26 protein-coding genes and 1 tRNA gene are annotated in these 26,166 nt (G+C 74.2%); 12 read left to right on the top strand and 15 right to left on the bottom strand.

The window, feature by feature from the left end; translation table 11 throughout:
- Nucleotides 1–169 precede the first annotated feature (169 nt).
- Entirely contained in the window at nucleotides 170–1,210 is a 1,041-nt protein-coding gene (locus MY520_RS07280; RefSeq protein WP_436691415.1) for a response regulator transcription factor, read from the top strand.
- 237 nt (nucleotides 1,211–1,447) lie between these two features.
- On the opposite strand, the gene MY520_RS07275 is transcribed toward MY520_RS07280, so the two are convergent.
- The 4 genes from MY520_RS07275 to MY520_RS07260 form a co-directional block, all read right to left on the bottom strand.
- Nucleotides 1,448–1,520: transfer RNA gene (locus MY520_RS07275), tRNA-Ala, on the bottom strand.
- Between the two features lie 82 nt (nucleotides 1,521–1,602).
- Nucleotides 1,603–2,016: a VOC family protein gene (locus MY520_RS07270; protein WP_436691414.1), complete on the bottom strand. Its 414-nt coding sequence runs from the start codon at nucleotides 2,014–2,016 to the stop codon at nucleotides 1,603–1,605.
- Nucleotides 2,017–2,036: 20 nt separating this feature from the next.
- Nucleotides 2,037–2,450 carry a helix-turn-helix domain-containing protein gene (locus MY520_RS07265; RefSeq protein WP_436691413.1) on the bottom strand — a complete coding sequence of 138 codons (414 nt, stop codon included), beginning with the start codon at nucleotides 2,448–2,450 and terminating at the stop codon, nucleotides 2,037–2,039.
- A 24-nt stretch (nucleotides 2,451–2,474) separates the two neighbouring features.
- Entirely contained in the window at nucleotides 2,475–3,152 is a 678-nt protein-coding gene (locus MY520_RS07260) for a M23 family metallopeptidase (RefSeq protein WP_436691412.1), read from the bottom strand.
- Nucleotides 3,153–3,781: 629 nt separating this feature from the next.
- On the opposite strand from MY520_RS07260, the gene MY520_RS07255 reads away from it, so the two are divergent.
- Genes MY520_RS07255 through MY520_RS07240 form a run of 4 tightly spaced genes read left to right on the top strand, consistent with a single transcriptional unit; the run spans nucleotide 3,782 to nucleotide 8,031 of the window.
- A complete protein-coding gene (locus MY520_RS07255; protein ID WP_436691411.1) occupies nucleotides 3,782–5,302 on the top strand; it encodes a mannitol dehydrogenase family protein in 1,521 nt (506 codons plus the stop codon).
- A 29-nt stretch (nucleotides 5,303–5,331) separates the two neighbouring features.
- Nucleotides 5,332–6,114: an HAD family hydrolase gene (locus tag MY520_RS07250; protein WP_436691410.1), complete on the top strand. Its 783-nt coding sequence runs from the start codon at nucleotides 5,332–5,334 to the stop codon at nucleotides 6,112–6,114.
- Nucleotides 6,111–7,232 carry a CDP-glycerol glycerophosphotransferase family protein gene (locus tag MY520_RS07245; protein ID WP_436691409.1) on the top strand — a complete coding sequence of 374 codons (1,122 nt, stop codon included), beginning with the start codon at nucleotides 6,111–6,113 and terminating at the stop codon, nucleotides 7,230–7,232. The genes MY520_RS07250 and MY520_RS07245 overlap by 4 nt, the downstream gene beginning before the upstream one ends.
- Nucleotides 7,222–8,031, top strand: coding sequence for an NTP transferase domain-containing protein (locus MY520_RS07240; protein WP_436691408.1), 810 nt, complete (start codon nucleotides 7,222–7,224; stop codon nucleotides 8,029–8,031). Before MY520_RS07245 ends, MY520_RS07240 begins: the two co-directional genes overlap by 11 nt.
- 18 nt (nucleotides 8,032–8,049) lie before the next feature.
- Here the strand turns inward: MY520_RS07240 and MY520_RS07235 are convergent, their stop codons facing one another.
- Genes MY520_RS07235 through MY520_RS07215 form a run of 5 tightly spaced genes read right to left on the bottom strand, consistent with a single transcriptional unit; the run spans nucleotide 8,050 to nucleotide 13,024 of the window.
- Nucleotides 8,050–9,120 (bottom strand): hypothetical protein, encoded by a 1,071-nt coding sequence (locus MY520_RS07235; protein ID WP_436691407.1) that lies wholly within the window; start codon nucleotides 9,118–9,120, stop codon nucleotides 8,050–8,052.
- Entirely contained in the window at nucleotides 9,117–9,770 is a 654-nt protein-coding gene (locus MY520_RS07230; RefSeq protein WP_436691406.1) for an SCO family protein, read from the bottom strand. The genes MY520_RS07235 and MY520_RS07230 overlap by 4 nt, the downstream gene beginning before the upstream one ends.
- Nucleotides 9,767–10,564, bottom strand: a complete 798-nt coding sequence (locus tag MY520_RS07225; protein WP_436691405.1) for a YcnI family protein — start codon at nucleotides 10,562–10,564, stop codon at nucleotides 9,767–9,769. The genes MY520_RS07230 and MY520_RS07225 overlap by 4 nt, the downstream gene beginning before the upstream one ends.
- Before the next feature lie 31 nt (nucleotides 10,565–10,595).
- Nucleotides 10,596–12,383: a copper resistance CopC/CopD family protein gene (locus MY520_RS07220; RefSeq protein ID WP_436691404.1), complete on the bottom strand. Its 1,788-nt coding sequence runs from the start codon at nucleotides 12,381–12,383 to the stop codon at nucleotides 10,596–10,598.
- Nucleotides 12,380–13,024 carry a zf-HC2 domain-containing protein gene (locus MY520_RS07215; RefSeq protein WP_436691403.1) on the bottom strand — a complete coding sequence of 215 codons (645 nt, stop codon included), beginning with the start codon at nucleotides 13,022–13,024 and terminating at the stop codon, nucleotides 12,380–12,382. Before MY520_RS07215 ends, MY520_RS07220 begins: the two co-directional genes overlap by 4 nt.
- Nucleotides 13,025–13,107: 83 nt before the next feature.
- Here MY520_RS07215 and MY520_RS07210 point away from each other — a divergent pair, with 83 nt between their 5' ends.
- The 6 genes from MY520_RS07210 to MY520_RS07185 all read left to right on the top strand — a co-directional run bounded on the left by MY520_RS07210 (nucleotide 13,108) and on the right by MY520_RS07185 (nucleotide 19,287).
- A complete protein-coding gene (locus MY520_RS07210) occupies nucleotides 13,108–13,656 on the top strand; it encodes a sigma-70 family RNA polymerase sigma factor (RefSeq protein WP_436691402.1) in 549 nt (182 codons plus the stop codon).
- A 105-nt stretch (nucleotides 13,657–13,761) separates the two neighbouring features.
- The gene (locus MY520_RS07205) at nucleotides 13,762–14,379 is read left to right on the top strand and encodes a DUF47 domain-containing protein (RefSeq protein WP_436691401.1); all 618 of its coding nucleotides are present in this window, start codon (nucleotides 13,762–13,764) and stop codon (nucleotides 14,377–14,379) included.
- A gap of 6 nt (nucleotides 14,380–14,385) precedes the next feature.
- Nucleotides 14,386–15,387, top strand: coding sequence for an anion permease (locus MY520_RS07200; protein ID WP_436691400.1), 1,002 nt, complete (start codon nucleotides 14,386–14,388; stop codon nucleotides 15,385–15,387).
- Nucleotides 15,388–15,393: 6 nt separating this feature from the next.
- The gene (locus MY520_RS07195; RefSeq protein ID WP_436691399.1) at nucleotides 15,394–16,809 is read left to right on the top strand and encodes a DHA2 family efflux MFS transporter permease subunit; all 1,416 of its coding nucleotides are present in this window, start codon (nucleotides 15,394–15,396) and stop codon (nucleotides 16,807–16,809) included.
- A 251-nt stretch (nucleotides 16,810–17,060) separates the two neighbouring features.
- Entirely contained in the window at nucleotides 17,061–18,065 is a 1,005-nt protein-coding gene (locus MY520_RS07190) for a sulfite exporter TauE/SafE family protein (protein WP_436691398.1), read from the top strand.
- Between the two features lie 289 nt (nucleotides 18,066–18,354).
- Nucleotides 18,355–19,287: a sulfite exporter TauE/SafE family protein gene (locus MY520_RS07185; protein ID WP_436691397.1), complete on the top strand. Its 933-nt coding sequence runs from the start codon at nucleotides 18,355–18,357 to the stop codon at nucleotides 19,285–19,287.
- Nucleotides 19,288–19,300: 13 nt separating this feature from the next.
- Here the strand turns inward: MY520_RS07185 and MY520_RS07180 are convergent, their stop codons facing one another.
- From MY520_RS07180 to MY520_RS07155, 6 genes are all read right to left on the bottom strand, one after another.
- Nucleotides 19,301–20,281: an NAD-dependent epimerase/dehydratase family protein gene (locus tag MY520_RS07180; RefSeq protein ID WP_436691396.1), complete on the bottom strand. Its 981-nt coding sequence runs from the start codon at nucleotides 20,279–20,281 to the stop codon at nucleotides 19,301–19,303.
- Between the two features lie 63 nt (nucleotides 20,282–20,344).
- Nucleotides 20,345–20,842, bottom strand: coding sequence for a DUF5994 family protein (locus MY520_RS07175; protein WP_436691395.1), 498 nt, complete (start codon nucleotides 20,840–20,842; stop codon nucleotides 20,345–20,347).
- Nucleotides 20,843–21,082: 240 nt separating this feature from the next.
- On the bottom strand, nucleotides 21,083–22,297 hold the full coding sequence (locus tag MY520_RS07170) for an aldose epimerase family protein (protein WP_436691394.1): 1,215 nt from the start codon (nucleotides 22,295–22,297) through the stop codon (nucleotides 21,083–21,085).
- 218 nt (nucleotides 22,298–22,515) lie between these two features.
- Nucleotides 22,516–24,408: a translational GTPase TypA gene (gene typA, locus MY520_RS07165; protein WP_436691393.1), complete on the bottom strand. Its 1,893-nt coding sequence runs from the start codon at nucleotides 24,406–24,408 to the stop codon at nucleotides 22,516–22,518.
- Nucleotides 24,409–24,509: 101 nt separating this feature from the next.
- Entirely contained in the window at nucleotides 24,510–24,863 is a 354-nt protein-coding gene (locus MY520_RS07160; protein WP_436691392.1) for a hypothetical protein, read from the bottom strand.
- A 123-nt stretch (nucleotides 24,864–24,986) separates the two neighbouring features.
- Nucleotides 24,987–25,547, bottom strand: coding sequence for a YceI family protein (locus tag MY520_RS07155; protein ID WP_436691391.1), 561 nt, complete (start codon nucleotides 25,545–25,547; stop codon nucleotides 24,987–24,989).
- A gap of 88 nt (nucleotides 25,548–25,635) precedes the next feature.
- Between MY520_RS07155 and MY520_RS07150 the strand changes: the two genes are divergently transcribed.
- Entirely contained in the window at nucleotides 25,636–26,151 is a 516-nt protein-coding gene (locus MY520_RS07150; protein ID WP_436691390.1) for a MarR family winged helix-turn-helix transcriptional regulator, read from the top strand.
- Nucleotides 26,152–26,166 lie beyond the last annotated feature (15 nt).

The following is a 26,166-nucleotide window of genomic DNA, read 5'->3' as shown; positions in this document are numbered from 1 at the left end:
TCAGGAGCGCGCGTGAGGCCGCGGCTCACACGCCTGTGGTTCTACGTCACGGCACACGCGCTGGAGATGCCGCTTCCCGCGGTATGACTACCTGGTCTGTGGCCTTGCGAGCAGTCGGCTCGGTCGTGACCGGGATCGGTCTGCGACCGCGGAGTTCGCTAGGGGGCACATGCAGTCGTACCGGGCAGGCGAACTGCTGCTGGCCGAGACCGCTACCTCGGCCGGCACGACGTCTGAGCGCGCGCAGGCCATGCTCGAGGTCCTCCGCCGCGCAATCCCGTTCGATGCCGCGTGGATCGCCCTCCCCAACCCCTTCAGCAGCAGCTACTGGTCGCTGGCCAGTGCCGACCTGGACGACCGCGTCCTCGACTTCCTCGGCGGACCACTGACGGCACACGACATGGAGGTCGCGGGTGGTGATCGGGACCGCCCGCCGGTGACCCGGTCGGATCTGCCCCCCGCCGTCCAGGAGCTCGCGACGTGGTCGGACTGCCTTGTCCCGGCCGGCATCCACGAGGCTCTGGCCGTCGGGCTGTTCGCTCCGGGAGGCCGTCACGTCGGGTTCGTCGCACTGCTGTCCGGCAACACGGAACCTGCCACCCCTGCAGTACGCCGACGCCTCGCCGCGCTGGCGCCGGTGCTCGCACACGGCATCGACCCGATGCGGTCGCTGCTCTTTGCCGCACGCCTGGTCCGGGGCGCCACGGCCGGCGTGGTGCTCCACGCGGACGGCGTCTGCGAGGCGCTGCCTGGCATGCAGGCGGACGCGCTACTGGTCCCCTCCTCCCCTGTCCTGGTCGTCGCACGTCAGCGGATCGGCGACGGGACCGTCTACTCGTCGTTCCTCTGGCCGGTGGGCGGCTCCCACGCCCCCGGCGGGCATGTGCGCGTCAGCGTCCTGGCGGCGCCCACGGACGTGCCGCCGGGGCTGACCGCTGTCGCCCTGCTGTCACCGGCGACAGACCTGCACGGACTGACCCCGCGGGAACTGGAGGTGCTGGGCCTCCTGGTCGAGGGGCACTCCAACCAGGAGATCGCTCGCAGGCTCGTCGTGGCCCCCCGGACCGTGGCCGCCCACCTGGAGCACGTCCTCGTCAAGCTCGGGGCACCGACGAGGACACTCGCCGCGGTCCGCGCAGAACGGGACGGTCTCTACGTTCCCCCCTTGGCCCACCGGCGGCCATGGCGTGAGCCGCCAGAGCCGGGGTAGGCCGTAGCGACCCTGCCGCGGACCGGAGAACGGAGACCACCGTCGCGGCCGGGCCGGGCCCTGGCGGCCGGGATGCTGGCGCTCGACCGATGGCTCGACCCGCACCGGACGCCGTCGTGGTTGCACGTCGGCACCTCGGTCGCGCACAGGCACTGCATTGACTCCAGTGGCCACCACGCTGACACCAGGAACGACGCAGGCCGCTCTCCCTGAGGGAGAACGGCCTGGTCATCGGGGTGGAGCTGAGGGGACTCGAACCCCTGACCCCCACACTGCCAGTGTGGTGCGCTACCAGCTGCGCCACAGCCCCGGATCGGCCCGGTCTGGTGCGTCCGAGCCGTGAGCAACTGTACAGGGCCGCGACGGCGCTCCGGCGCAGGGGGTGGGGCGGGTCAGCCCTGCTTCATCTGGGCGATCCGGATGTGGTTGCCGAAGGGGTCGCGCAGGCCGAAGTCGATGCCGTAGGGCTGGTCGACCGGCTCCTCGGTGATCTCCACCCCCTTGGCCTTGAGCTCGGCGTGGGTCTTGTGGGCGTCGTCGCAGGCGAAGAAGAGGTGCCCGCCGGCCACGCCCTTGCTGATGGCGTCGCGCACCTGCGCGGCGCTCTCGTCGCTCATCGAGGGCGGCCCGGGCTTCTCCAGGAGGACGGCGCGGTCGGGCTGGCCCGGCAGGTTCACGGTGAGCCAGCGCATCGGCCCGAAGTCCATGTCGGACTGGACCTCGAACCCGAGCTTCCCGACGTAGAAGTCGAGCGCCTGGTCCTGGTCGGGGACGTAGATCTGGGTGATGGTGATCGCGGTCAGCATGGGTCCGACGCTAGAGACGATCACTGCCCCGGCGCTTCTCCGAAACTGCTCGGCCGCAGCCACGCCATCGCGAAGCAGGACGGCACGGGCGGCAACGGTCCGCGCCGCCGGTACCGCGACGGCGGCTCGCCGACGACGTCCCGGAACACCCGGCTGAAGGTGCCCAGGCTCGAGAAGCCGACGTCCATGCAGATGTCGGTCACGCTCCGGTCGGTCGAGCGGAGCAGGAACATCGCCCGCTCCACCCGGCGCCGCTGCAGGTACCGGTTGGGCGTCTCGCCGAACGTGGCCCGGAAGGTCCGGATGAAGTGCGCCTCCGACACGTGCGCGATCCGGGCCAGGGTGGGGACGTCGAGGGGCTCGGCGTAGGCGCGGTCCATGGCGTCCCGGGCGCGCAGCAGCCGCCGGTTCGCGTCCTCACCGGCAGAACCCACGGGCGGCATCCCACCACGCGCAGGTCAGAGCTCGACGCCGCGCTCCTCCAGCCACGGGACCGGGTTGACCCGCTCGCCGCCCATGCCGCCCTCGTGCACCTCGAAGTGCAGGTGCGGGCCGGTCGACTGGCCGCGGTTGCCCAGCAGCGCGATGGTCTCCCCCGCCTCCACGTACTGGCCCGGCTCGACCAGGATCTGCTCCATGTGGCCGTAGACGGTGACGTCGCCGTTCTCGTGCAGGATGTAGACGGCCAGGCCGAACCCGCTGGCCGAGCCGGCCCGCAGGACGACGCCGTCCATCGCGGCGTACTCCGGCGTGCGCATCGGGGCGGCCAGGTCGATGCCGTAGTGGAAGGTGCCCCAGCGACCGCCGAAGCCGCTGGTGAACCGGGCCCCGGCGACCGGGAGCACCGCCTTCGGGCGGGCCGCCTCCCGGGCCGCCTCGGCGGCTGCCGCCTCCGCCTCCGCGCGCGCCGCGCGCGACGCGGCCACCTCGGCCAGCCGGGCCTCGGCCTCGGCGACCGAGATGGAGGCCTGGGGCAGGAGCTCGACGTCCTCCTCGCCGGTCAGCAGGTGCTGCGCGGCGAGCACCGCCGTCGGCCCGTCGGCGGCCGAGGCACCGGTGATGCCGGTGACCCCGGCGAGCAGACCGCCGGCGACGACCGCGGCCAGCAGCATCGGCCCGCGCCGGGGACCGGACACCCGCGGCGCGTCCGCGCGGCGCGCACCACCGGCGACGTCCGACGTGCGGGGGAGCTCCGCGGTGGTGGGCGCGACCCGGAGGCCGTGGGGAGCCGTGGACGCTCCGGAGCTCGCAGCACGACGCCGACCGGCCATGCACCTACCCGTCTCGAGGGGGAGAAAGCCCGTCGCCGGGCCCGATGGGGTTGTGCCCATCGAAACACTCCGTGACCCGTTCGTGACCCACCGCTCGGCGCGTCCGCCACGACACGCCGAGTGACCCGCGCCACACCTGTCCGCGTCACGCGGTCGTGTGACGAGCGTCCGGTTTGGGCCCCGGCGCTCCCGGCTACTCCTCGTCTCCGGCGTGAAACCGCTCGCGCCTCGACGCCCCGTCGTCGTCCGCTGCGGTCCGCCGCACGGGGAGCCAGATTGGCCACGAGCGGCTTCCCCGTGTACTGATGATCGACGCTGTACCACCGGTAGCTCCCGCCCGCACCACGGCGGCGGAGGCGACGGACCGGGACCGCTGGCGAGGGGGCGACCGCACCACACGCACGAGAGAGGGCAGATGCTGCATGACGAGGCCGCAGCGATTTCCGGGTCCCCGAGCACTGCCCCGCCCGGACACCCCCACGCCGGCCCTCGCCGTGCCCCCGCTCTCCCACCGGATCCGCCCGCTGAGCCAGGAGACCCTGCGCAGCCACGGCGCCCGGCTCTCCGTGCCGACCTACGACCGCTCCGCCCTCACCCCCGCCGTCGTGCACCTCAGCGTCGGCGGCTTCTCCCGCGCCCACCAGCTCCTCTACTTCGACGAGCTCGCCGAGCGGCGCATCTCCCAGGACTGGGGCGTGGTGGGGGTCGGCCTGCGGCACCGCGGCATGCAGGAGGCACTCGTCCCGCAGGACCACCTCTACACCGTCATCGAGCGCAGCCCCGACGGTGAGCGCGCCCGCGTCGTCGGCGTGATGGTCGACTACCTCTTCGCCCCCGACGCGCCGTCTGCGGTGCTGGACCGGCTGGCCGACCCGCGCACCCGCATGGTCACCCTCACGATCACCGGCGCCGGCTACCGGCTCGACCCGCACACCGGCGAGTTCGACCCCGCCGACCCCGAGGTCGTCCGCGACCTCGCCGGGTGGGACTCCCCCAGCACCGTCTTCGGCTACCTCGTCGAGGCCCTCGACCGCCGCCGCCGCGCCGGCCTGCCCGCGTTCACCGTCGTGTCCTGCGACAACGTGCACCGCAACGGCGACGCCACCCGCAGGGCCGTCGTCGGCCTGGCCCGGCTGCGCGACGAGGTGCTGGCCCGCTGGATCACCGACCGGGTCGCCTTCCCCAGCAGCATGGTCGACCGGATCACGCCGCAGACGCCCCCCGAGGAGCGGGCGGCGGTCGCGGAGCGCTACGGCGTGGACGACCGCTGGCCGGTGATCACCGAACCGTTCTCGCAGTGGGTCATCGAGGACACCTTCAGCAACGGCCGCCCGCCGCTGGACGAGGTCGGCGTCCGCTTCGTCGCCGACGTCGGCGACTACGAGCTGATGAAGACGCGGCTGCTCAACGCCAGCCACTCCGCGCTGGGCTACCTCGGCTCGCTGGCCGGCCACACCCGCATGGACGAGCTCATGGTCGACCCCGTCTTCGCGGAGTACGTCGCCCGGCTGATGGACGACGAGGTCACCCCGCTGCTGCCGCAGCCCGACGGCGTCGACCTCACCGACTACAAGCGCACGCTCCTGCAGCGGTTCGCCAACCCCGCGATCGCCGACGGGCTGCCCCGCCTGTGCCGGCGCGGCTCCACCAAGCTGCCGCACCACCTGCTGCCCTCGCTGCGCCAGGCGCTGGCCGACGGCCGGCCGACGACGTTGCTCACCCTCGCCGTCGCCGGCTGGTGCCGCTATCTGCGCGGCACGGACGACGACGGCCGGCCGCTGCCCATGGAGGACCCCCGCGCCGACGAGCTGCAGGCGCTCGCGCGGTCGGGCGGCACCGACCCGCGGCCGCTGCTGTCCGTCCGGCCGGTGTTCGGCGACCTCGGCGACGTGCCCGGTTTCGTCACCGACCTGGAGCGGGCGCTGGCCCGCCTCGACCGGCTCGGCGTCCGGGTCACCCTGGCCGCCGCCCTCGCCGACACGCCACCGGCCCGTACCGTCCCGCTGGCCCGATGACCCCGCACCCGCACGGAGGAACTCCCTCGATGCCCGCCCTCCCCGAGCCGCTCGTCGCGCGCCTCGAGGCCCTGCTCTGCGATGCCGACGGCAACCTGTTCCCCTCGGAGGAACCGGCCTTCGTCGCCTCGGCGGAGGTCACCAACGCGTTCCTGGCCTCCCTGGGCGTGGACCTGCGCTTCACCGCCGAGGAGCTGCGGCTGGCGACGACGGGCATGAACTTCCGGACGACGTCCCGCCGGCTGGCCGCCGAGGCGGGGCGCCCGGACGTCGACGTCGAGCCGTGGGTCGCCGAGGAGAAGCGCGCGGTCACCGCCCACCTGGGCGCCACGCTCACCCCGCACGGGCCGACGACCGAGGCCCTCACGGCCCTGGCGGCCCACCTGCGGCCGGCCGCCGTCAGCTCCAGCGCGCTCACCCGGCTGGCCGCCTGCTTCACCGCCACCGGTCTGGACGAGCTGATCCCGCCGGCGGTCCGGTTCAGCGCCGAGGACTCCCTCCCGGTGCCCACCGGCAAACCCGACCCCGCCGTCTACCTGCACGCCTGCGAGCAGCTGGGCATCGCGCCCGAGGTCGGCCTCGCCGTCGAGGACTCCGTGCCCGGCGCCCTCTCCGCGGTGCGTGCGGGCTGTCCCACGGTCGGCAACCTGCTGTTCGTCCCCGAGGCGGAGCGGGCCGAGCGCGCCGCTGCCCTCACCGACGCCGGCGTGCTCGTCGTCGTCGACTCCTGGCCGCAGCTGGCCGACCTGCTGCTGCCGGTCCTCACCCGCCGGTCGGCCGGCGACCTGCTCCCCACGGGCGGTGCGAAGTGAAGATCGTCTACGTGGCCTTCCGCGGCCACTTCTCCGACAGCCCACGGGCCCTCTACGAGGCCCTGCTCGCGCGCGGGACCGACGCCACCCACACCTGGCTGTCCGCGCCGCACACGCAGGCGACCTTCCCCGCCGACGTGACGACCGTCCCCTTCGGCAGCCCGGAGTCGATCGCCGCGCTGGAGCAGGCCGACCTCGTCATCTCCAACGACCACATCCCGCTGGACTGGGAGAAGCGGCCGGGCACCACCTACCTGCAGACCTGGCACGGCACGCCGCTCAAGCGCATCCACAACGACGTCCGCTGGGCGCCGGAGGGCCGGCTGGCCTACCTGGAGCAGGACATCGCCCGCTGGGACCTGCTGCTGTCGCCGAACGCGGCCAGCACCGAGCGGCTGCGGCGGGCGTTCGGCTACCGGGGCGTGATCCACGAGACCGGCTACCCGCGCAACGACCTGCTCAGCAGCCCCGAGCGGGACCGGGTGCGGGCCGCCGTCCGGGCCGACCTCGGCGTCACCGACGACCAGACCGTCGTCCTCTACACGCCGACGTGGCGCGACGACCTGGTGTTCCAGAAGACCGGGCCGCAGGACTTCGAGTTCCCCGTCGACCTCGAGGACTTCACCACCCGGCTCGGCGGGGACCACGTGCTGCTGCTGCGCCTGCACAACATGGTCATGGACCGGCTGGAGATCGTGGACGGCTCCCCGGTCCGCGACGTCTGCAGCCACCCCGACATCCGGGACCTCTACCTCGGCGCCGACGTCCTGGTCACCGACTACTCGTCGACCATGTTCGACTTCGCCATCACCGGCCGGCCGATCCTCTTCCTCACCTACGATCTGGAGTACTTCCGCGACGAGCTGCGCGGGTTCTACTTCGACCTGGAGGACGTCGCCCCCGGGCCGCTGCTGTCGACCAGCACGGAACTCGTCGACGCGCTCGCCGACCTCGACGCGGTCAGCGCCCGGTACGCGGAGCGCTACGCCCGGTTCCGCGAGACCTTCTGCCACCTCGAGGACGGCGCCGCCACCGAGCGCGTCCTCGACCTGATCGTCCCGGCGTCCGCCCCGGGGACCGTCACCACGACCCGAGGAGGGGACGACCGTGCTCGCTGACCGCGCCGCGACCGGAGGCCTGACCCGCACGCTGCCCGCCGTCCCGGCCCCGCGGGCCCGGACCGAGCCGGTGCAGGTGGTCATCCTCGCCGCGGGGATGGGGACCCGCCTGGGCCGCCCCTGGCCCAAGCCGCTGACCCCGCTGCACGACGGCCGCAGCATCCTCCAGCGCCAGCTGGACGGGCTGCGCTCGGTCCTCGGCCCGGCGGTCGACGTCACCGTCGTCGTCGGGTTCGAGGCCACCCGGGTGATGGCCGCGGCGACCGACGTCCGGTTCGCCTACAACCCCGACTACGCCGTCACCAACACCTCGCAGAGCCTGCTGCGTGCCCTGCGCGCGACCCGCGACGGCGGGGTGCTCTGGCTGAACGGCGACGTCGTCTTCGACCCGGCGGTGCTGGACATGGCGCTGCCGGCGCTGCGGGCCGACGAGAGCTTCGTGTGCGTGGACACCTCGACCGTCGCCGACGAGGAGGTCAAGTACACCCTCGACGCCGACGGCTGCATCGCCGAACTGTCCAAGACCGTCGTCGGCGGCCTGGGCGAGGCGGTGGGCATCAACTACGTGTCGGCCGCCGACAAGCCGGTGCTGATCGAGCACCTGGCCGCCTGCGCCGCGCAGGACTACTTCGAGCGCGGCATGGAGACGGCCATCCTCACCGAGGGTCTGCGGATCCGGCCGCTGGACATCTCCCGCTTCCCCGCCGTGGAGGTCGACTTCGAGGCCGACCTGGAGCGGGCCAACGAGCTGTTCGCCGCGCGCGGCCACCTGCACCCGGTACCGGGCAACCGCAGCTGAAGGGGGGCGGCCGCCGGCTCAGCCGACCGGCAGCGAGGCGCCGGCCGGTCGGTGCGGATGCCGGTCCTCGCGGAACCGGCGGGTCGCGGCGACCCCGCCGACCACGCAGCCGGCGCCGAGCGCCACGAGCACCGCGACCGCGGCCCGGGCGAGGAGGTCCGGACCGGCGGAGACCACGTGGGCGGTCCACAGCACGTCGACGTCGGGCAGCCCCTGCACCAGCATGAGCCAGCCGAGGACGACGGCCAGCAGCCCGGTCATGGCGCCGCGGCCCCGGCGGGCGGCGCGGAACCCGATTCCGGCCACGAGCACGGCGGTCAGCCCCGGCAGCAGCGCCGAGACGATCGCGCCGGCGTGCGAGGAGACGCTGGCGGCCGGCTCCGGCGTGGCCGCGGCGTGCCACAGCGCGGCGGCCCCTCCGACCAGCAGCAGAGCGCCCAGCGGCCGCGGTCCCCGGGCGAGCAGCCCCGCGGCGACGGCGGCCAGCACCAGGGCGGCGTAGAGCGGCCACACCAGCCACGGTGACGGCGGCGGGCTCCAGGTGAGCTCGCCGCGCACCGCCACCTCCGTACCGCCGTGGGCCAGCGGCACCACCCACTCGGAGACGACGTGCGCGCGGTCGGGCGCGGCCGCCACCGCCGGGGGCAGCGCGCCCTCGGTCATCCAGTGCGTGCGGTGGTCGTGCCAGACGTACTGCGGCTCGGTGGAGACCTGCACCCACTCCGGCTCGGCCGCGGGGTCGGCGTGCGCGGGCAGCGCCGTCCGCCCGTAGCGGTCGAGGTTGATGTAGGTGGCCGGGCTGTGGGCGTTGCGCCACACGCCGTCCGGCCCGATCCGCAGGTACGGCTCCTCGGAGTAGCCGGGCACCTCGACGTCGGCCGCGGTGGTGTTGACCACCTCGAACTCGTCGCCGAAGGAGAGCACCCGCACCTCGACGCCCGGCACCGCCGGCTCGACCGCCAGCACGCGCGCGTCGAAGTCACTGCCCGCGGCCCCGCCGCCCACGTGCGCCACCGCGGGCCCGGCGACCAGCAGGGTGGCCAGCACCCCGAGGACGACGACCAGCGACCGGGCGAGCGCCCGGCTCACGCCCCGACCACCTGGGTGAGGTCGCCGGCGATGTCGCGGCTGGTGTTGCCGGCGTCGAAGGCCACGTGCGCGCGGTCATCGGCGCCGTAGAGCAGGAGCAGCGAGGAGTGCAGCCGGCCGGCGTCCTCGGCGAGCGGCACGCCCGCGGCCAGCTGGGCCTGGTCGACGGCGGCCTGGTCGCCGGTCAGGCCGACGAACCGGTTCGGCAGGTCGGCGTCGAAGCGCCCGAGGTACTCGCCGAGCACCGCGGGGGTGTCGAACGCCGGGTCGGTGGTGACGAAGACCACCTGCACCCGCTCGGCGACCGCCGGGTCCAGGCCGCGCAGCGCGACCGCGACGTCGGCCATCGTGGCCGGGCAGATGTCGGGGCAGGAGGTGTAGCCGAAGAACAGCAGCGTCGGCGTGCCGGCGGTCGCGGCGGCGAAGTCGTAGGCCCGGCCGGCGGTGTCGGTGAGGGTGAACGAGGGCCGCTGGTAGGGATCGACCAGGTCGATCCCGGCGTAGCGGTCCTCGGGGCCCTCGACGGTCGCGGCGCCGGCCGTGTGCTCGTGCCCCCCGGACTCCTCCGCCGCGGCGCCGCCGCAGCCGGCCAGCGCGAGCCCGGTCGAGACGACCAGGGCGGCCAGCCGGCTGCGACGGTACGGGGTCACGAGGACACGGTACGACGCCCCGCCCGCAGCCCGAGGGCGACGCCGCCGAGGCCCAGCAGCAGGGCGACGATCGAGAGGACGAGCGCCACGGTGCCCGTGCTCGAGCCCTCGTCGGCCACCGACTCGGTCGAGGACGCGGTGTCGCCGTCGCTCGAGGTGGCGGTGTCACCGTCGCTGGAGGTGGCGGTGTCGCCGCCGCTCGATGCCGGCTCGGTGGCGCCGGCGCTGCCGGACGTGCCACCGGCCAGGGCGAGCACCGGGGCGGGGCGCTCGGGCTCGGGCCGGCCGTCGACGGTCGGCTCGATCCAGGCGGCCTCGGTGCCGTCGCTGTAGGTCTGCACCGCCGGGAACGTCAGCTCGCCGCTCTCGGGGAACGGCCCGCCGGACAGCGCGAACTCCTGGAACTCGCCGGGCCGGATGCCGCCGCCGTCCACCGCGCGGAACTCGATGACCGACACGTAGGAGGTGATCTGCTCGCCGTGGCTCTCCAGCGGCGTCGCGAGGTCCGACGTGGTCATGGTGACCGTCCAGCCGGCGATCGGCTGCACCCGGAGCGAGGCGAGCGCCGACTCCTCCGGAACGGAGATGCGCAGCGCCACGGTGCTGGCGGTGTCGCTCTCGTTGGGCACCCGGAAGGTCAGCTTGCCGAACCCGCCCGGGGCGGCGTCGGCCGAGGAGACGGTGACGTGGGCCGAGGCGACGCCGGCTCCGGCGACGGCGGCGGCGAGTGCGACGAGCACGGCCGGGACGACGACGCCCAGCCGGGCGAGCGGCCGGGGCAGGGATGTGGACACAGGTCTCCTGTCGGATCGGGGTCGTGCGGGGTCAGCGGACGGGGAAGGTGGTGCTGGCTGTACTGGCGGTGAACTCGTCGACCCGGACGGTGACCGCGAGGGTCCAGGTGCCGGGGCCGGGGACGGCCATGCCGTCGCCGACGTAGTGGCCGGGCCCAGCGGGTTCGAGGCCCACCTCGATGGGGCCGATCTCCTGGGCGGGCTCGGTGACCGACACCCGGATGTCCAGCGGCTGGGCGAGCTGCCCGGCCTCGTCGAAGTAGTAGACGTGCAGGGTGTTCGGGCCCGCGGTGGCCGGGTCGACCGAGATCTGGACACTGCCCTCGGTCCCGGTGGCGGTCTCCAGCGGCTCGGTCACGTCCACCGGCTGGGCCACCGCGGCCCGCGCCGGCGGAGTGCCGACCAGCACCGAGGACAGCCCGAGGACGACGAGCGCGAGCACGAACTCGGCCAGCACCGACCGGCGCAGCGCGGGCCGTTCGGCGCCGGCGGCCGCGGCCTGCACCTCGGCGCGGGCACCGGCCGCCGACTCGACGGCGGGGTCCTCGGCCGGGCCGGCGCCGGCCGCGAAGGCGTGCGCGGTGACCCGGCGGTGTCCGGCCGGGCGCGGGCGGGTCAGGCCCAGGTGCTGCTGCACCCACACCCGCGAGATGCCGGCCGCGGCGAGCAGGAGCAGCACCAGCGCGAGCTTGGCCACCAGCACCCAGCCGTAGGTCGTCGTCACCAGGGTGGTCGGCGCGCCGACCTCCCGGACCGCCTGCACGACACCGCTGACCACCAGGGCGGTCACCGAGCCGGCGGCCAGCCGGGAGAACGGCGGCAGCACGCGGGCCAGCTCGTCGGCCGGCGCGTCCTCGCGGAGGACGCCGGCCAGCAGCCCGACCAGCCCGCCCAGCCACACCGCCATCGCCGCGGTGTGCACCGTCGCCGCGACGACGGCCAGCGCGGGCCAGGGTCCGGCCACGGGGTGCCCGACCGCCGCGGTGGCCAGCACCAGCGCCAGCGCGAGGACCCCGGCGACCGCCAGGGGGTACGGGCGGGGCGCCTCCCCCCGGCGCCAGGCGGGCCGCAGCTCCAGCAGCAGCGCGACGGCGAGCGCGGCCCGCAGCAGCAGGGTGGCGCCGTTGCCCGTGGACGCCGTGGCGCCCAGCAGTGTCGGGTCGGCCACCGAGCCCAGGCCGCTGCCGGCCGCGTACGGCCCCTGCAGGACGAAGGTGAGCACCGCGCCGGCGGCGACCGCGACCAGCCCCCCGGCGACCAGGCGGTGCAGTCGCGGCGAGCGCCAGCCGGCCGGCCAGCCGACCACCAGGAGCACGGGCACGCCGACGCCGAGCGCGAGCCCGGCGTAGCCCAGCCAGCGGGCGGCCGGGAGCAGCGAGGCGACGACCGGGTCGGTGTCGGCGCCGTCGCCGGCCGTGCCCGCGGGCACCAGCTCGCCGTCGCCGACCACGAACGAGAAGGCCCCGGAGATCGGGTGCGAGTCGGCCGAGACCACGCGGTAGGTGACGAGGTAGCCGTCGTCGCCGAGGTCCGAGCGCAGCGGGATGACCACCGCGGCGCCCTCGACGGTCGCGGTGCCGGCGTCCACCCGCTCGCCCGCGGCGTCGAGCACGCGGGCGTAGCCGGCCCCCAGGGAGACCCCCTCGGTGAAGGTGAGCGTGACCTCGGCCGGCGCCTGCTCCAGCCGGGCCCCCTCCCCCGGGTCGGTGCTGACCAGCTCGGCGTGGGCGGCGGCCGGCGAGGCCGTGCCCACGCCGGCGACCAGCCAGGCGCCGAGCAGGAGCAGCAGCAGCGGCCACGCGGTGCGGCGGCGGCTCACGCCGGCACCCGCTCGCGGGCGACGGCGGGCACGGTCCGCCGCCGGCGGCCGCGCCACGCCACGGTGCCGACCAACGCGACGCCGGCGAGCAGCAGGGCGTGGGTGACCGCGCGGTCGGCGTGCACGCGGCCGGCGCTGAGGTCGGCCACGGTCAGGACGGTGAGCAGCCCGACGAAGGTGCCGAGGAACGGCAGCGCGCCGGCGGCCAGGCGCGGTGCCGCCGCGACGGCGAGGAAGGCGGCCGCGACGCCCAGGCTCCACGCGCCGGTCTCGTGCGCCATGTGCGTCGGCGCGCTCATCGCGGCGGCGCCGGTGGTCAGCGACGGCCAGGCGAGGGTGACCTGCGCGACGCCGAGGGCCAGCAGCGCCAGCCGCAGCGCCGAGGCGGTCAGCCGGGCCCGGGCGGCCGCGGCGGTGCCGGGCAGCTCCCGGGGCAGCGCCCCGAGGACGGTGGCGGTGAGGTCGGGCACCACCGGCGCCGGGGCGAGGCGGGCGCGCCGGGTGACCAGCTCCGCCGTCCGTTCCCAGCCCGCGCACGCCGGGCACGCGGCCAGGTGCTCGTCGAGCTCGGCGGCGGGCATCCCGGGCGACTCGCCGTCGAGTCGCGCGGACAACGCCTCGCGATAGGGGGTGCACTGCATGATGGGGTAGTCGTCGCCCGGGCCCCGTTGGTTCCCCTCTTTTCGGGATCGGTCCGGACGGCGGTCCCCGGGAGGATGGGCACGTGGAGGAACTGGAGCGGCTGGCCGCGGCCGCCGTCGACGGCGACCCCCTCGCCGCGGCGGCGCTGGTGCGCGCCACGCAGACCGACGTGTGGCGGCTGTGCGCCGCACTCGGCGACCGCCAGTCCGCCGACGACCTGACGCAGGAGACCTACCTGCGGGCGTTCGGCGCCCTGCACCGCTTCGAGGGCCGGTCCTCGCTGCGCACCTGGCTGCTGTCGATCGCCCGGCGGGTCTGCGCCGACGCCGTCCGCTCCCGCCGGCGCCGCCGGCTCACCCTCGTGCGCGACGACGCCGACCTGGAGGTGCTCGACCGCGCCGACGTCGCGGACCGGGTGGGCGAGGGCGCCGTCGTGAGTGACCTGCTGGCCCGGCTGGAGGCCGACCGCCGGGAGGCGTTCGTGCTCACCCAGCTGCTGGGGCTGCCCTACGCCGAGGCGGCGGAGGTCGCCGGCTGCCCGGTCGGCACCATCCGCTCCCGGGTCGCCCGGGCCCGCGCCGACCTCGTCGACGCGCTCGCAGGTGAGGAAGGCGACGCCGCACACGCGTGACGCCTGGATGAACGGTGCGTGAACGGGCACCTATGCTGCCCGACGGCCGTGCGACCGCCCAGGCGGCGGGCGACCGGAAATCCCCACCCGAACCGGAGCCAACGCGTGCCCTTCAGCCTGACCCCCAAGGACTCGAGCTTCTACCCGCTGTTCACCGCCTCCGCCCAGAACCTGGTGGCGGCGACGGACGTGCTGAGCGAGTTCATCCACGACCACGCCCGCCGCGCCGAGCTCGCCGACAAGCTCCGCGAGCTCGAGCACGTGGGCGACCAGTCCACGCACGCGATCTTCCGGCAGCTCAACTCCAGCTTCGTGACCCCGTTCGACCGCGAGGACATCTACAACCTGGCCAGCGACCTGGACGACGTCATGGACTTCGTCGAGGCCGCCGCCGACCTGGTCATCCTCACCGGCCTGGGCACCCTGCCGGCCGAGATGAGCCAGCAGACCGCGCTGCTCCAGCGGGCCGCCCAGACCACCGCCGAGGCGATGCCGCGGCTGCGCACGATGAAGGACCTCTCCGAGTACTGGATCGAGGTCAACCGGATCGAGAACGAGGCCGACAAGCTCTACCGGCGACTGCTCTCCCGGCTCTACAGCGGGGAGTTCGACGCGCTGGAGATCCTCAAGCTCAAGGAGGTGGCCGACCAGCTCGAGGAGGCCGCCGACGCCTTCGAGCACGTGGCCAACGTCGTCGAGACGATCACCGTCAAGGAGTCCTGACCCGGCATGGACGCGGCCTTCGTCGCCCTCGTCGTCATCGTCCTGGTCGCCCTCGCCTTCGACTACACCAACGGATTCCACGACGCCGCCAACGCGATCGCCGTCGCCGTCTCCACCAAGGCCCTCACCCCCCGGGTGGCCCTCGCGCTGGCGGCGGTCATGAACCTGGTGGGCGCCCTGCTCTCCACCGAGGTGGCCAAGACGGTCGGCGCCGGGATCATCGACCCGCCCGAGGGCGCCGACGGGCTGATGATCGTGTTCGCCGCGTTGATCGGCGCGATCGTCTGGAACCTGATCACCTGGTGGTTCGGGCTGCCGTCGTCGTCGTCGCACGCGCTCATCGGTGGGCTGGTCGGCGCCGCGGTGGCCGCTGCCCACTCGGTCCAGTGGGACGGCGTCCTCGAGAAGGTCGTCGTCCCGATGGTCGTCTCGCCGCTGGTCGGGTTCGGCCTGGGCTACCTGTTCATGCTGGCCATCCTGTGGACCTTCCGGGGCGCGAACGTCTCCCGCGCCAACCGCGGCTTCCGCTACGCGCAGATCGTCAGCTCGGCGACCATGGCGCTCGGCCACGGCCTGCAGGACGCGCAGAAGACCATGGGCGTCATCACCCTGGCGCTGTTCACGGCCGGCGAGATCGACGACTTCACCGTTCCGCTGTGGGTGGTCCTCGCCGCGGCCATCGCACTGAGCGCCGGCACCTACGCCGGCGGTTTCCGGATCATGCGCACCCTCGGGCGGCGGATCATCCAGCTCACCCCCGCCGGCGGCTTCGCCGCCCAGACGGTCGCCTCCGGCGTCATGGTGACCACGGCGACGGTCTTCGCCGTGCCGGTCTCCACGACCCACATCACGACCACGTCGATCATGGGCGTGGGCTCGACCCGGCGGCTGTCGGCGGTCCGCTGGGGCGTCGCGGGCAACATCGTGGTCGCCTGGGTGGTCACCCTCCCGGCTGCCGGTGCAGTGGCCGCGGTGGCCTACTTCCTCACCCACCTCGTCGTCGGCTGAGCCGACGTGGCCGGCGGCAGCTCCCCCGCGCCGCCGCTCGCACTGGGGACGGCGGGCGGCCGCTGGCTGCTGCTGGCCACCGTGCTCGCCTCCGGGATGGCGTTCCTCGACGCCACCGCGGTGAACGTCGCCCTTCCGGCCATCGGCGCGGACCTCGACGCCTCGCTGGCGGCGCTGCAGTGGACGGTCACCGGGTACACGCTGGCGCTGGCCGCGCTGGTGCTGCTCGGCGGTTCCCTGGGCGACCGCTACGGCCGCCGGCGGGTCTTCCTCGTGGGAGTCGGCTGGTTCGCCGCGGCGTCCCTGCTGTGCGGGCTGGCGGTCTCACCGGGGCAGCTGGTCGCCGCCCGGGTCCTGCAGGGCGCCGGCGGCGCTCTGCTGACCCCGGGCAGCCTGGCGCTCATCCAGGCCTCGTTCCGCCCGGCCGACCGCGGCCGGGCGATCGGGCTGTGGTCGGCGCTTGGCGGGATCGCCGGCCTGGTCGGGCCGTTCCTCGGCGGCGTGCTGGTCGACGCGGGCTCCTGGCGGCTGGTGTTCCTGCTCAACGTCCCGCTCGCCGCGCTGGTGCTCGCGGTGGCCGGCCGGCGCATCCCGGAGAGCCGCGCCGACGGGCCCCCCGGGCGGTTCGACCTCCCGGGGGCCGCCCTGGGCGCGCTGGCGCTCGGGGCGGTGACCTACGCGCTCATCGCGGCCGGTGCGGACCCGGTGCGCGCCGACGTCGTCGCCGGCGCCGTCCTGGGGCTGCTCGCGGGGGTCGGCTTCGTGCTCCGGGAGCGGCGGACGCCGGACCCCCTGCTGCCCCCGAGCCTGTTCGCCCGCCGGACGTTCACCGGCGCCAACCTGGCCACGTTCGCCGTCTACGGGGGGCTCGGGGGCTCGTCGCTGTTCCTCGTCCTCCAGCTGCAGACCGTGCTCGGCTGGGACGCCACCGCCGCCGGAGCGGCGATGCTCCCGTCGATCCTGCTGATCACCCTGCTCTCCCCGAGCGCCGGTGCGCTGGCCACGCGGATCGGCCCGCGGCTGCCGATGACCGTCGGCCCCCTGATCACCGCGGCGGGCACGCTGTGGCTGGCCGGGGTGGACGCCGGTTCGTCCTACGCCACCGCCGTCCTGCCCGGCTCGCTCCTGCAGGGGCTCGGCATGGCGACGACGGTGGCGCCGCTGACCGCCACGGTGCTGGCCGCCGCGCCCGACGCGCTGGTCGGGGTGGCCAGCGGGGTGAACAACGCCGTCGCCCGCGCCGCACAGCTGCTCGCGGTGGCCGCCCTGCCGGTCGCCGTCGGGCTCTCGGGCGCCGACTACGCCCGTCCGGAGGTGTTCGGGGCCGGCTACCCGGTGGCGATGACGGCCTGCGCGGGCCTGTTCCTGCTGGGCGCCGCGGTCTCGGCGGCCACGGTGCACGCCGGCGCCCTCCGGACCTGATCCCGGTGTTTGGGACGCCTATTGACGGTTATGTCCATCGATCTGGTAGACATACCCTCGTGGCGGCGACGACGGTGCTCCTCGTGGGGCGGATCCACGTCGACCTGCTGCGTGTCTGCACCGCCTGCTGTCCGGGCTGCTGACCCTCGCGCCTGCTTGAGGCGCACCCCGCACGACCTCCCCGTTCCCCGCGCCGTGTCGCGCCGTCCTGCGCGCCCGCGAACCACTCCCCGGATCCGGAGTCCAGCCCCGTGAAGACCCTCATCCTGCTCGCCCTGGTGGGCCTCGGTGCCCAGCTCGTGGACGGCAGCCTCGGCATGGCCTACGGCGTCACGTCGACCACGCTGCTGCTCGCCATCGGCACCAACCCGGCCGCCGCGTCGGCCACCGTGCACCTCGCCGAGATCGGCACGACGCTCGCGTCGGGCCTCTCGCACTGGAAGTTCGGCAACGTCGACTGGAAGGTCGTCGCCAAGATCGGTGTCCCCGGCGCGGTCGGCGCCTTCCTCGGGGCGACGGTCCTGTCCAGCCTGTCGACCGAGGTCGCCGCCCCGGTCATGTCGCTGATCCTGCTCACCCTCGGCATCTACCTGCTGGTCCGCTTCACCCTCCGCGGGGTGGACCGCCGGCACCTGGGCAAGCCGATGCGCAAGCGCTTCCTCGGCCCGCTGGGCCTGGTGGCCGGCTTCGTCGACGCCACCGGTGGCGGCGGCTGGGGTCCGGTCGGCACCCCGGCGATCCTGGCCAGCGGCCGCATGGAGCCGCGCAAGGTGATCGGCTCGATCGACACCTCCGAGTTCCTCGTTGCGCTCGCCGCCAGCCTCGGCTTCCTCCTCGCCCTCGGCTCCCAGGGCATCAGCCTGCTGTGGGTCCTGGGCCTGCTCGGCGGCGGGCTGGTCGCCGCACCGATCGCGGCCTGGCTGGTCCGGCACGTCCCGCCGCGGATGCTCGGCTCGCTGGTCGGCGGCGTCATCGTGCTGACCAACACCCGCACCCTGCTGCGCAGCGACTGGATCGACGCCCCCGACCCCGTCCGCTACGCCGTCTACGCCGTCATCTACGCCATCTGGGCCGCCGCGGTCGTCCACTCCTTCCGCGAGTACCGCAAGGACCGCGTGCAGGAGTCGGCCGACGCCCTCGCCGCCGAGGCCGCCAGGCTGCGGGACGAGATCGAGCTGCCGGCCGACGCGGCGGACGCCGCCGACCTGGGCCGCAACCTCTCCGCGGGCGGTCGCCCCAGCGCCCCGACCGACTGAGCAAGGACCCCCTGCCCCCCACCGTGGAAGGACCCCGTCCTCCTCACCGCGCTCGCAGGCTCGCGGCGAGCCTCTGGACGGGGCCACGGCGGGACCCTGCAGGGGGCCGCGAGAGGCCCCGCCCGGCACCCGCCGGGCGGGGCCTCTCGCTGTCGTGCTCCCCAGCTCGCGGTGGCCCATCCCCCCTGGTTGGGGCGTTCCTCCCGCCTGCGCCGGTCCGTACACATGGTCGTGTGGCAGAGATGACGACGTCCCCGCGGGGACGCGGCGCGCACCGAGGAGCCGGCCGGTGAGGACCCTGACCCTGCTCGCACTGGTCGGCCTCGGCGCGCAGCTGGTCGACGGCAGCCTCGGCATGGCCTACGGCGTCACCTCCACGACCCTGCTGCTGGCCCTCGGCACCAACCCGGCCGCCGCGTCGGCCACCATCCACCTCGCCGAGATCGGCACGACGCTCGCGTCGGGCCTCTCGCACTGGAAGTTCGGCAACGTCGACTGGAAGGTCGTCGCCAAGATCGGTGTCCCCGGCGCGGTCGGCGCCTTCCTCGGGGCGACGGTCCTGTCCAGCCTGTCGACCGAGGTCGCCGCCCCGGTCATGTCGCTGATCCTGCTCACCCTCGGCATCTACCTGCTGGTCCGCTTCACCCTCCGCGGGGTGGACCGCCGGCACCTGGGCAAGCCGATGCGCAAGCGCTTCCTCGGCCCGCTGGGCCTGGTGGCCGGCTTCGTCGACGCCACCGGTGGCGGCGGCTGGGGTCCGGTCGGCACCCCGGCGATCCTGGCCAGCGGCCGCATGGAGCCGCGCAAGGTGATCGGCTCGATCGACACCTCCGAGTTCCTCGTTGCGCTCGCCGCCAGCCTCGGCTTCCTCCTCGCCCTCGGCTCCCAGGGCATCAGCCTGCTGTGGGTCCTGGGCCTGCTCGGCGGCGGGCTGGTCGCCGCACCGATCGCGGCCTGGCTGGTCCGGCACGTCCCGCCGCGGATGCTCGGCTCGCTGGTCGGCGGCGTCATCGTGCTGACCAACACCCGCACCCTGCTGCGCAGCGACTGGATCGACGCCCCCGACCCCGTCCGCTACGCCGTCTACGCCGTCATCTACGCCATCTGGGCCGCCGCGGTCGTCCACTCCTTCCGCGAGTACCGCAAGGACCGCGCGCTGGAGTCGGCCGACACCCTGGCCACCGAGGCCGCCGAGCTGCAGCGCACCGTCGCCGCCCGCTGACGCCGGCCGCAACTCAGCGGGCGGCGAGCAGGGCCGCCTCCAGCTCGGCGGGCAGGCCCGGGCGAGGCAGGCCGTGCGGGGGCGGCGGGAGCTCCTCGACGGTCCGCAGCCAGGCCCACGTGTCGGCGACGGACTCCCGCAGCGGGCGGCTCGGCAGGCCGAGCTCACGGGCCCGGGTCGTGTCGACGTCCCACGCGGTGCGGGCGATCCCGGCCGGCAGCCACAGGGGCAGGTGCAGCCAGGGCTCCACCCCCGCGGCGACCAGGTCCGCCTCGGGCACCGGCACCCACTCCGCGTCGCCCCCGGTCACCTCGCGGCACAGCTCGAGCAGCCCACCGAGGGTGGCCATGCCGGCCGGTCCGGTGGCGTTGACCCCCCCGGGGACCCCGCGCTCGGCCATCCCGACCAGCCAGCCGGCCAGGTCGCGCGCGTCGACCGCGGCGATCGGCTGGTCCAGCGCATCGGGGACGACGACCGGTCCTCCGCGCGCGATCCGCTGCAGCCACCAGCCCAGCCGGTGCACGCGGTCGTGCGGCCCGACGATCAGCCCCGCCCGCGCGGTGAGGAACCGGTTCCCGAGGGCGGCGCCGAGCTCACGCTCGGCGCAGGCCTTGACGGGGCCGTACTCGTCGTCGTCGGTGGTCCAGGTGGGCTCGCGGTCCTCCGGCCCGATGGGGCCGGGCGGCCAGTTCGCGTAGGCGTTGAGGCTGCTGACGAAGGCGTAGCCGCGGACGTTCCCGAGGACGGCGGCGGCGTTGCGGGCCGCGGCCCGGGACTGACACGAGGTGTCGACCACCAGCTCCGGCGCCCAGCCGTCGAGCGCCGCCGGCAGCGCGGCCGGGTCGTCCCGGTCGCCGCGCAGGGACCGCACCCCCTCCGGCGGCGCCCCGGACACGCCGCGGGTGAACGCGGCCACCTCGTGCCCGCCGGCCAGCGCCGCCGTCGCCACGTGCCGGCCGAGGAAGTGGGTGCCGCCCAGGACCAGGAGTCGCATGCGGCCAGCCCACTGCAGCCGCTCCCCCGCCGTCCAGCCGGTTCGCGACCGGCGTAGGGATCGCTAGACCGCCCGCGTGTAGGGCTCGCCGGGCACCTGGGGCAACGGTGTGGACCGCGCGGCCGCCATGACCATCTGCGGCGAGCTGGGCAGCCCGCGGCGGGTGCACAGCCGCAGCGCGCGGGCGCCGGTGATGACGTCGGTCTCGGGCGGGACGACGAGCAGGTCCGCCCGCCGCGTGCCGCCGTGCCAGGTCAGGCAGACGACGCCGGAGTCCATGCTGCGGAACCCGCCGGTGCGCACCACCCGGCCACCGACGACGACCTTGCGGGCGACCGGGGACCAGGCCTCCAGCGGGTAGGTGAACCGCTCGACCCGCAGGCCGCGCCGGTCGAGCGCCGCGATCAGCTCGGGCAGCTCGACGGCGAGGTCCCGGCTGCGGGGGAACCATGCGCCGTCGAAGGGGTGCTCGCCGGACCCCACATCGCTGCGGAGGCTCACCCGGACGTCGATCCCGCCCCGGTGCCCCTCGGCCGCCAGCGTCTGCAGGGTGGTCCTCATCAGCGTCACGCCTCTCGTCGTCGACCTCCGGGCCCACCGCACACGGGCCCGAGGAGAACGTAGGAGGTGGGGGGCGCGCGCCGGGCCGAGCGGCCGGTGGGCGGGTCGCCGTCCACCGGCCGGTCATCACCGCAGGTCACGGGCTGATCACGACGCCCCGCCGTTGATGATCATCGCCGGGTGGCTGTCCGACACGCCGTCGGCACCCACCACCCGGCGATGATCAACGGGCGTCGCGCCTCAGTGGGTGAGGGCGAACACCGTGGTGCTGTCGTAGACCTCCCCCGGCCGCAGCTCGGTCGACGGGAAGTCCGGCTGGTTCGGCGAGTCCGGGAAGTGCTGGGTCTCCAGCGCGAGCCCGTCGCCCTGCCGGTAGATCGACCCGCCGGTGCCCACCAGCGTCCCGTCGAGGAAGTTGCCCGAGTAGAACTGGATGCCCGGCTCGGTGGTCGAGATCGTCAGGGTCCGGCCGCTGTCCGGGTCGTGCAGCACGGCGGCCTCCTCGAGCGCGTCCTCGGCGTCGGAGCCCTCCCGGTCGCCGTCGTCGGTGCGGTCGAGCGCCCAGTTGTGGTCGTAGCCCTGCCCGAACAGCAGCTGCTGGTCGTTCTGGCGGATCCGCGCGCCGATGGCGGTGGGCTCGCGGAAGTCGAACGGGGTGCCGGCCACCGGCGCGATCTCGCCGGTCGGGATGAGCGTCTCGTCGACGGGCGTGAACCCGCTCGCGTTCAGCTGCAGCTCGTGGTCGTAGATCGACCCCGAGCCCTCGCCGGCCAGGTTCCAGTAGGTGTGCTGGGTCAGGTTGACGACGGTCGGGGCGTCGGTGGTGGCCTCGTAGTGCACCGTCAGGCGCGACTCGGCGTCCAGGCTGTAGGTGACGGTCGTGGTGAGGGTGCCGGGGAAGCCCTGGTCGCCGTCGGGGCTGACCAGCCGCAACTGCAGCGCCGCGACGTCGCCCTCGCTGACGTCGGTCGCCTCCCAGACCCGGTCGTCGAATCCGTCGGGGCCGCCGTGCAGCGTGTTCGGGCCGTTGTTGAGCGGGAGCTGGTACGTCTCGCCGTCGAGGGTGAACGAGCCGCCGGCGATGCGGTTGCCGTAGCGGCCGATGAGGGAGCCGAAGTAGGGGTCGTCGTCGGAGACGTACCCCGCCAGGTCGGGGAAGCCGAGGACGACGTTCTCCACGTCGCCGGAGGCGTCGGGCACCTCCAGCGTCTGGATGACGCCGCCGTAGGTGAGCACGCGCAGCGTCATCTCGCCGTTGGCCAGGGTCCAGCGCTCGACGGCGGTGCCGTCGGGAGTGCTGCCGAAGGGCTCGACGCTCGTGCTCGGGGCGGCGGCCGCGCCGGCCGGGGACGCGAGACCGGCGGCGAGCAGGCCGGCGCCGAGCGCGGCCACGAGGGTCCCGCGGCGCCGTCGTCCGCCGGTGGCCGGGTGGGTCGGGGTGGGCTGTCCAGGCATGGGGGCTCCGATGTCCGTGGCGGTCCACCGGCGTCGTCGCGCGGTGGCAGGGGCACCGCAGGAACCTGGAGAGGGGATGGGAGGCGAGTGCCCCGAGAAGCGGTCCTAGGACGATCAGGAACCGTAGGGAGGTCGCCGGACAGGTGTCAACGGCGACCTCCGGACGATCATCGCGCCCCGACCCTGATCCCGCCCGGGGCGGGGAGGAGGGTCCTCCCTCAGACGGGCTTGGGCTTGCGGTTCTTCGCCTTGCCGCGCTCGGTCTGGTCCAGGACCACCTTGCGGATGCGCACGGTGGCCGGGGTGACCTCGACGCACTCGTCCTCGGCACAGAACTCCAGCGCCTGCTCCAGGTTCAGGATGCGCGGCGGGATCAGCCGCTCCAGCTCCTCGGAGGTGGACTTGCGCATGTTGGTGAGCTTCTTCTCCTTGGTGATGTTCACGTCCATGTCGTCGGGACGCGAGTTCTCACCGACGATCATGCCCTCGTACACGTCGGTGCCGGGCTGGACCATCATCGAGCCCCGCTCCTGCAGCGAGAACATCGAGTACGTCGTCGCCAGGCCCTGCCGGTCGGCGACCAGCGAGCCGGTCGGCCGGGCGCGCATGTCGCCCAGCCACGGCTCGTAGCCCTCCAGGTTGTGGTTGAGGACGCCGGTGCCGCGGGTCTCGGTGAGGAACTCGGTGCGGAACCCGATCAGTCCGCGGGACGGGACGATGTACTCCATCCGCGCCCAGCCGGTGTCGTGGTGCACCAGGTTCTCCAGCCGCCCGCGACGGACCGCGAGCGCCTGGGTGAGGGTGCCGACGTACTCGCCCGGGGTGTCGATGGTGACCCGCTCGACCGGCTCGTGGAGCTTGCCGTCGATGGTCTTGGTGACGACGGTCGGGCGGCCGACGGTGAGCTCGAACTCCTCGCGGCGCAGCTGCTCGACGAGGATGGCCAGCGCCAGCTCGCCGCGGCCCTGCATCTCCCAGGTGTCCGGGCGCTCGGTGGGCAGCATCCGCACCGAGACGTTGCCGACCAGCTCCTGGTCGAGACGGTTCTTGATCAGCCGGGCGGTGAGCTTCTTGCCGGAGCGGCCCGACAGCGGCGAGGTGTTGATCCCGATGGTGATCGAGATGGACGGCTCGTCGACGGTCAGCGGCGGCAGCGGGCGCGGGTCGTTCGGGTCGGCGAGGGTGTCGCCGATCATGATGTCCTCGATGCCGGCGATGGCCACGAGCTCGCCGGGCCCGGCGCTGTCGGCCGGGGTGCGGGTGAGCCCCTCGGTGACCAGCAGCTCGGTGATCTTGACGTTCTTGATGGAGCCGTCGGTCCGGCACCAGGCGACCTGCTGGCCGTTCTTCATCGTGCCGGAGTGGATGCGCAGCAGCGCCAGCCGGCCGAGGTAGGGCGAGGCGTCGAGGTTGGTGACCTGCGCGCGCAGCGGCTCCTCGGCGTCGTACTCCGGCGGGGGGATGGTGTCGAGCAGGGTCTTCACCAGCGGCGAGAGGTCCGGGCTGTCCGGGCTGGTGCCGTCGGCCGGCCGGGTGAGCGAGGCCTGCCCGGTCTTGCCGTTGCTGTAGACGATCGGGAAGTCGAGGTTGTCGACGTCCATGCCGGAGTCCTCGAGCAGCTCCATGAACAGCTCGTAGGTCTCGTCGACGACCTCGGCGATGCGGGCGTCGGAGCGGTCGGTCTTGTTGACCACGAGGATCACCGGCAGCCGCTTGGCCAGCGCCTTGCGCAGCACGAAGCGGGTCTGCGGCAGCGGACCCTCGGAGGAGTCGACCAGCAGCACGACGCCGTCGACCATCGACAGGCCGCGCTCGACCTCGCCACCGAAGTCGGCGTGCCCGGGGGTGTCGACGATGTTGACGACGACGGGGTTGCCGTTCTCGTCGGCCAGGTGGATCGCGGTGTTCTTGGCCAGGATGGTGATGCCGCGCTCGCGCTCGAGGTCCATCGAGTCCATGACGCGGTCCTGCGTGGAGTCGTTGTCCGTCCCCTCGCCCTTGGCGCGCCCGAGGGCACCTGCCTGGCGGAGGAGGGCGTCGACCAGGGTGGTCTTGCCGTGGTCGACGTGGGCGATGATCGCCACGTTGCGCAGGTCGTCGCGGGTGGGCATGCGGAGAGGCACCTCGGGAGAGCTCAGGGGTTCGGCGCGTCCACGCGCCCAGACACCAGGGGTAACGGCCGCCGGCCCGGCGACCTTCCCACTCTAGGCGCTCAGCGTGCGACGGCGTCCGGCTGCGGGCGGTCGGCCACGGCGAACGCCACCCCCGCGGCGGCGATCGTGACCAGACTCACCGCCAGCCAGGCGGCCATCCCCACCCCGAGGGCGAGCACGTGGGCCAGCACGAAGGCGCCCACGTAGAGCGCCCCGAGGCCCAGGGCCACCGCCCAGCCGCGCCGCTGCACCCACAGCCAGGCCGCGGCCAGCCCGCCGAGGGCGAAGACCGCGCCGCCCAGCGCCCGGACGCCGGTGCCCTGCGCGACACCGAAGCCGGCCGCCAGCCCGACGGCGACGAGGAGTGCGGACGGGAAGCGGGTGCGGGCACGGGTGAGCGTGGACGTCGTCATGACGTCCAGTCTCCCCGATCCGCGCGAGGGCCCCGGACGCGCGCGGCGTCCAGGGCCCTCGGCGCGGCCCCTCTGCAGGGTCCCGCGCCGAGCTTGCGAGGCGTGGGGGGCAGAGGTCCTCTTTCAGGCGGTGCGGAGCACGGCCTCGATCTCGAGCTCGACGGTGATCTTGTCGCCGACGACGACACCGCCGCCGTCCATCGGCATGTCGATGTCGACGCCGTAGGCCTTGCGGGAGATCTCGGTCGTGGCGCTGAAGCCGGCGCGCGTGCCGCCGTAGGCGTCCGGCCCGAAGCCGTTGAGCTCGAGCTCCAGGGTGACGGGCTTGGTGGTGCCCTTGATCGTCAGGTCGCCCTCGATGGTCCAGTCGGCACCGTCGGTGCGGACGGAGGTCGAGCGGAAGGTCATCTCGGTGTGGTTGCCCACGTCGAAGAAGTCGGCGGAGCGGATGTGCGCGTCACGCTGCTCCTGACGGGTGTCGATCGAGTCCATGTTCACCGTGGCGGTGACGCTGGACTGCGTCGGGTCCTCGGCGGTGACGATCTCGCCGGAGAACTCGCGGAAGTAGCCGCGGACCTTGCTCACCATCATGTGGCGGACGGAGAAGCCGACGGTGGAGTGTGCGGCGTCGATGTCCCACGTGCCGACGACGTAGCCCGGGATCTGGGTGACGGTGCTGGTCATGATCAGTCTCCAAGTGATTGAGCGTTTGACGTTCTGCCCGTCGACAGCGTAGTTGAGGGCTCATCTATTCCGCCAGTAGGCTGGGGGCATGACCGCGCACGTGTCCCTCGCTCCCCAGGACCCGGCCCCCGAGCCGGATCGCCCCGCCGGGGAGCCACGCTGGCTCGACGCAGACGAGCAGCGGGCCTGGCGCGCGTGGCTGTACAGCTCACAGCTGCTCCAGGACCGCCTCGACCGCGAGCTCACCCACGAGACCGGGATCTCCCACGCCTACTACGAGATCCTCGTCGCCCTGTCGGAGACCCCCGAGCGCCGGATGCGGATGAGCGAGCTCGCCGACACCTGCCTGTCCTCCCGCAGCCGGCTGTCGCACGCGGTCTCCCGGCTGGAGGAGCGCGGCTGGGTGCGCCGGCAGGTCTGCCCGGAGGACGGGCGCGGGCAGCTCGCCGTCCTGACCGACGAGGGGTTCGCCGCGCTGGAGGCCGCCGCGCCCATCCACGTCGAGAGCGTGCGCACCCACCTGTTCGACCAGCTCAGCCGCGAGCAGGTCGAGGCGATGCGCGACCTCGGCGAGACGCTGCTGCGCCACCTCGGCCCCCGCTGACCTCCCCTCTCGATG

Source organism: Geodermatophilus sp. CPCC 205506 (genome assembly GCF_051383635.1).
In the GTDB taxonomy this organism is placed as follows: Bacteria; Actinomycetota; Actinomycetes; order Mycobacteriales; family Geodermatophilaceae; genus Geodermatophilus.
The sequence above is the reverse complement of the archived record's forward strand: the minus strand, read 5'-3'. Positions and strand labels throughout refer to the sequence as shown.

Coding starts and splice junctions, on each gene's coding strand:
- MY520_RS07215 (WP_436691403.1), bottom strand. CDS start 13,024: ATGCAGTGCACCCCCTATCGCGAGGCGTTGTCCGCGCGACTCGACGGC.
- MY520_RS07250 (WP_436691410.1), top strand. CDS start 5,332: ATGCCCGCCCTCCCCGAGCCGCTCGTCGCGCGCCTCGAGGCCCTGCTC.
- MY520_RS07280 (WP_436691415.1), top strand. CDS start 170: ATGCAGTCGTACCGGGCAGGCGAACTGCTGCTGGCCGAGACCGCTACC.
- MY520_RS07150 (WP_436691390.1), top strand. CDS start 25,636: ATGACCGCGCACGTGTCCCTCGCTCCCCAGGACCCGGCCCCCGAGCCG.
- MY520_RS07155 (WP_436691391.1), bottom strand. CDS start 25,547: ATGACCAGCACCGTCACCCAGATCCCGGGCTACGTCGTCGGCACGTGG.
- MY520_RS07180 (WP_436691396.1), bottom strand. CDS start 20,281: ATGCGACTCCTGGTCCTGGGCGGCACCCACTTCCTCGGCCGGCACGTG.
- typA (WP_436691393.1), bottom strand. CDS start 24,408: ATGCCCACCCGCGACGACCTGCGCAACGTGGCGATCATCGCCCACGTC.
- MY520_RS07160 (WP_436691392.1), bottom strand. CDS start 24,863: ATGACGACGTCCACGCTCACCCGTGCCCGCACCCGCTTCCCGTCCGCA.
- MY520_RS07170 (WP_436691394.1), bottom strand. CDS start 22,297: ATGCCTGGACAGCCCACCCCGACCCACCCGGCCACCGGCGGACGACGG.
- MY520_RS07175 (WP_436691395.1), bottom strand. CDS start 20,842: ATGAGGACCACCCTGCAGACGCTGGCGGCCGAGGGGCACCGGGGCGGG.
- MY520_RS07270 (WP_436691414.1), bottom strand. CDS start 2,016: ATGCTGACCGCGATCACCATCACCCAGATCTACGTCCCCGACCAGGAC.
- MY520_RS07200 (WP_436691400.1), top strand. CDS start 14,386: ATGGACGCGGCCTTCGTCGCCCTCGTCGTCATCGTCCTGGTCGCCCTC.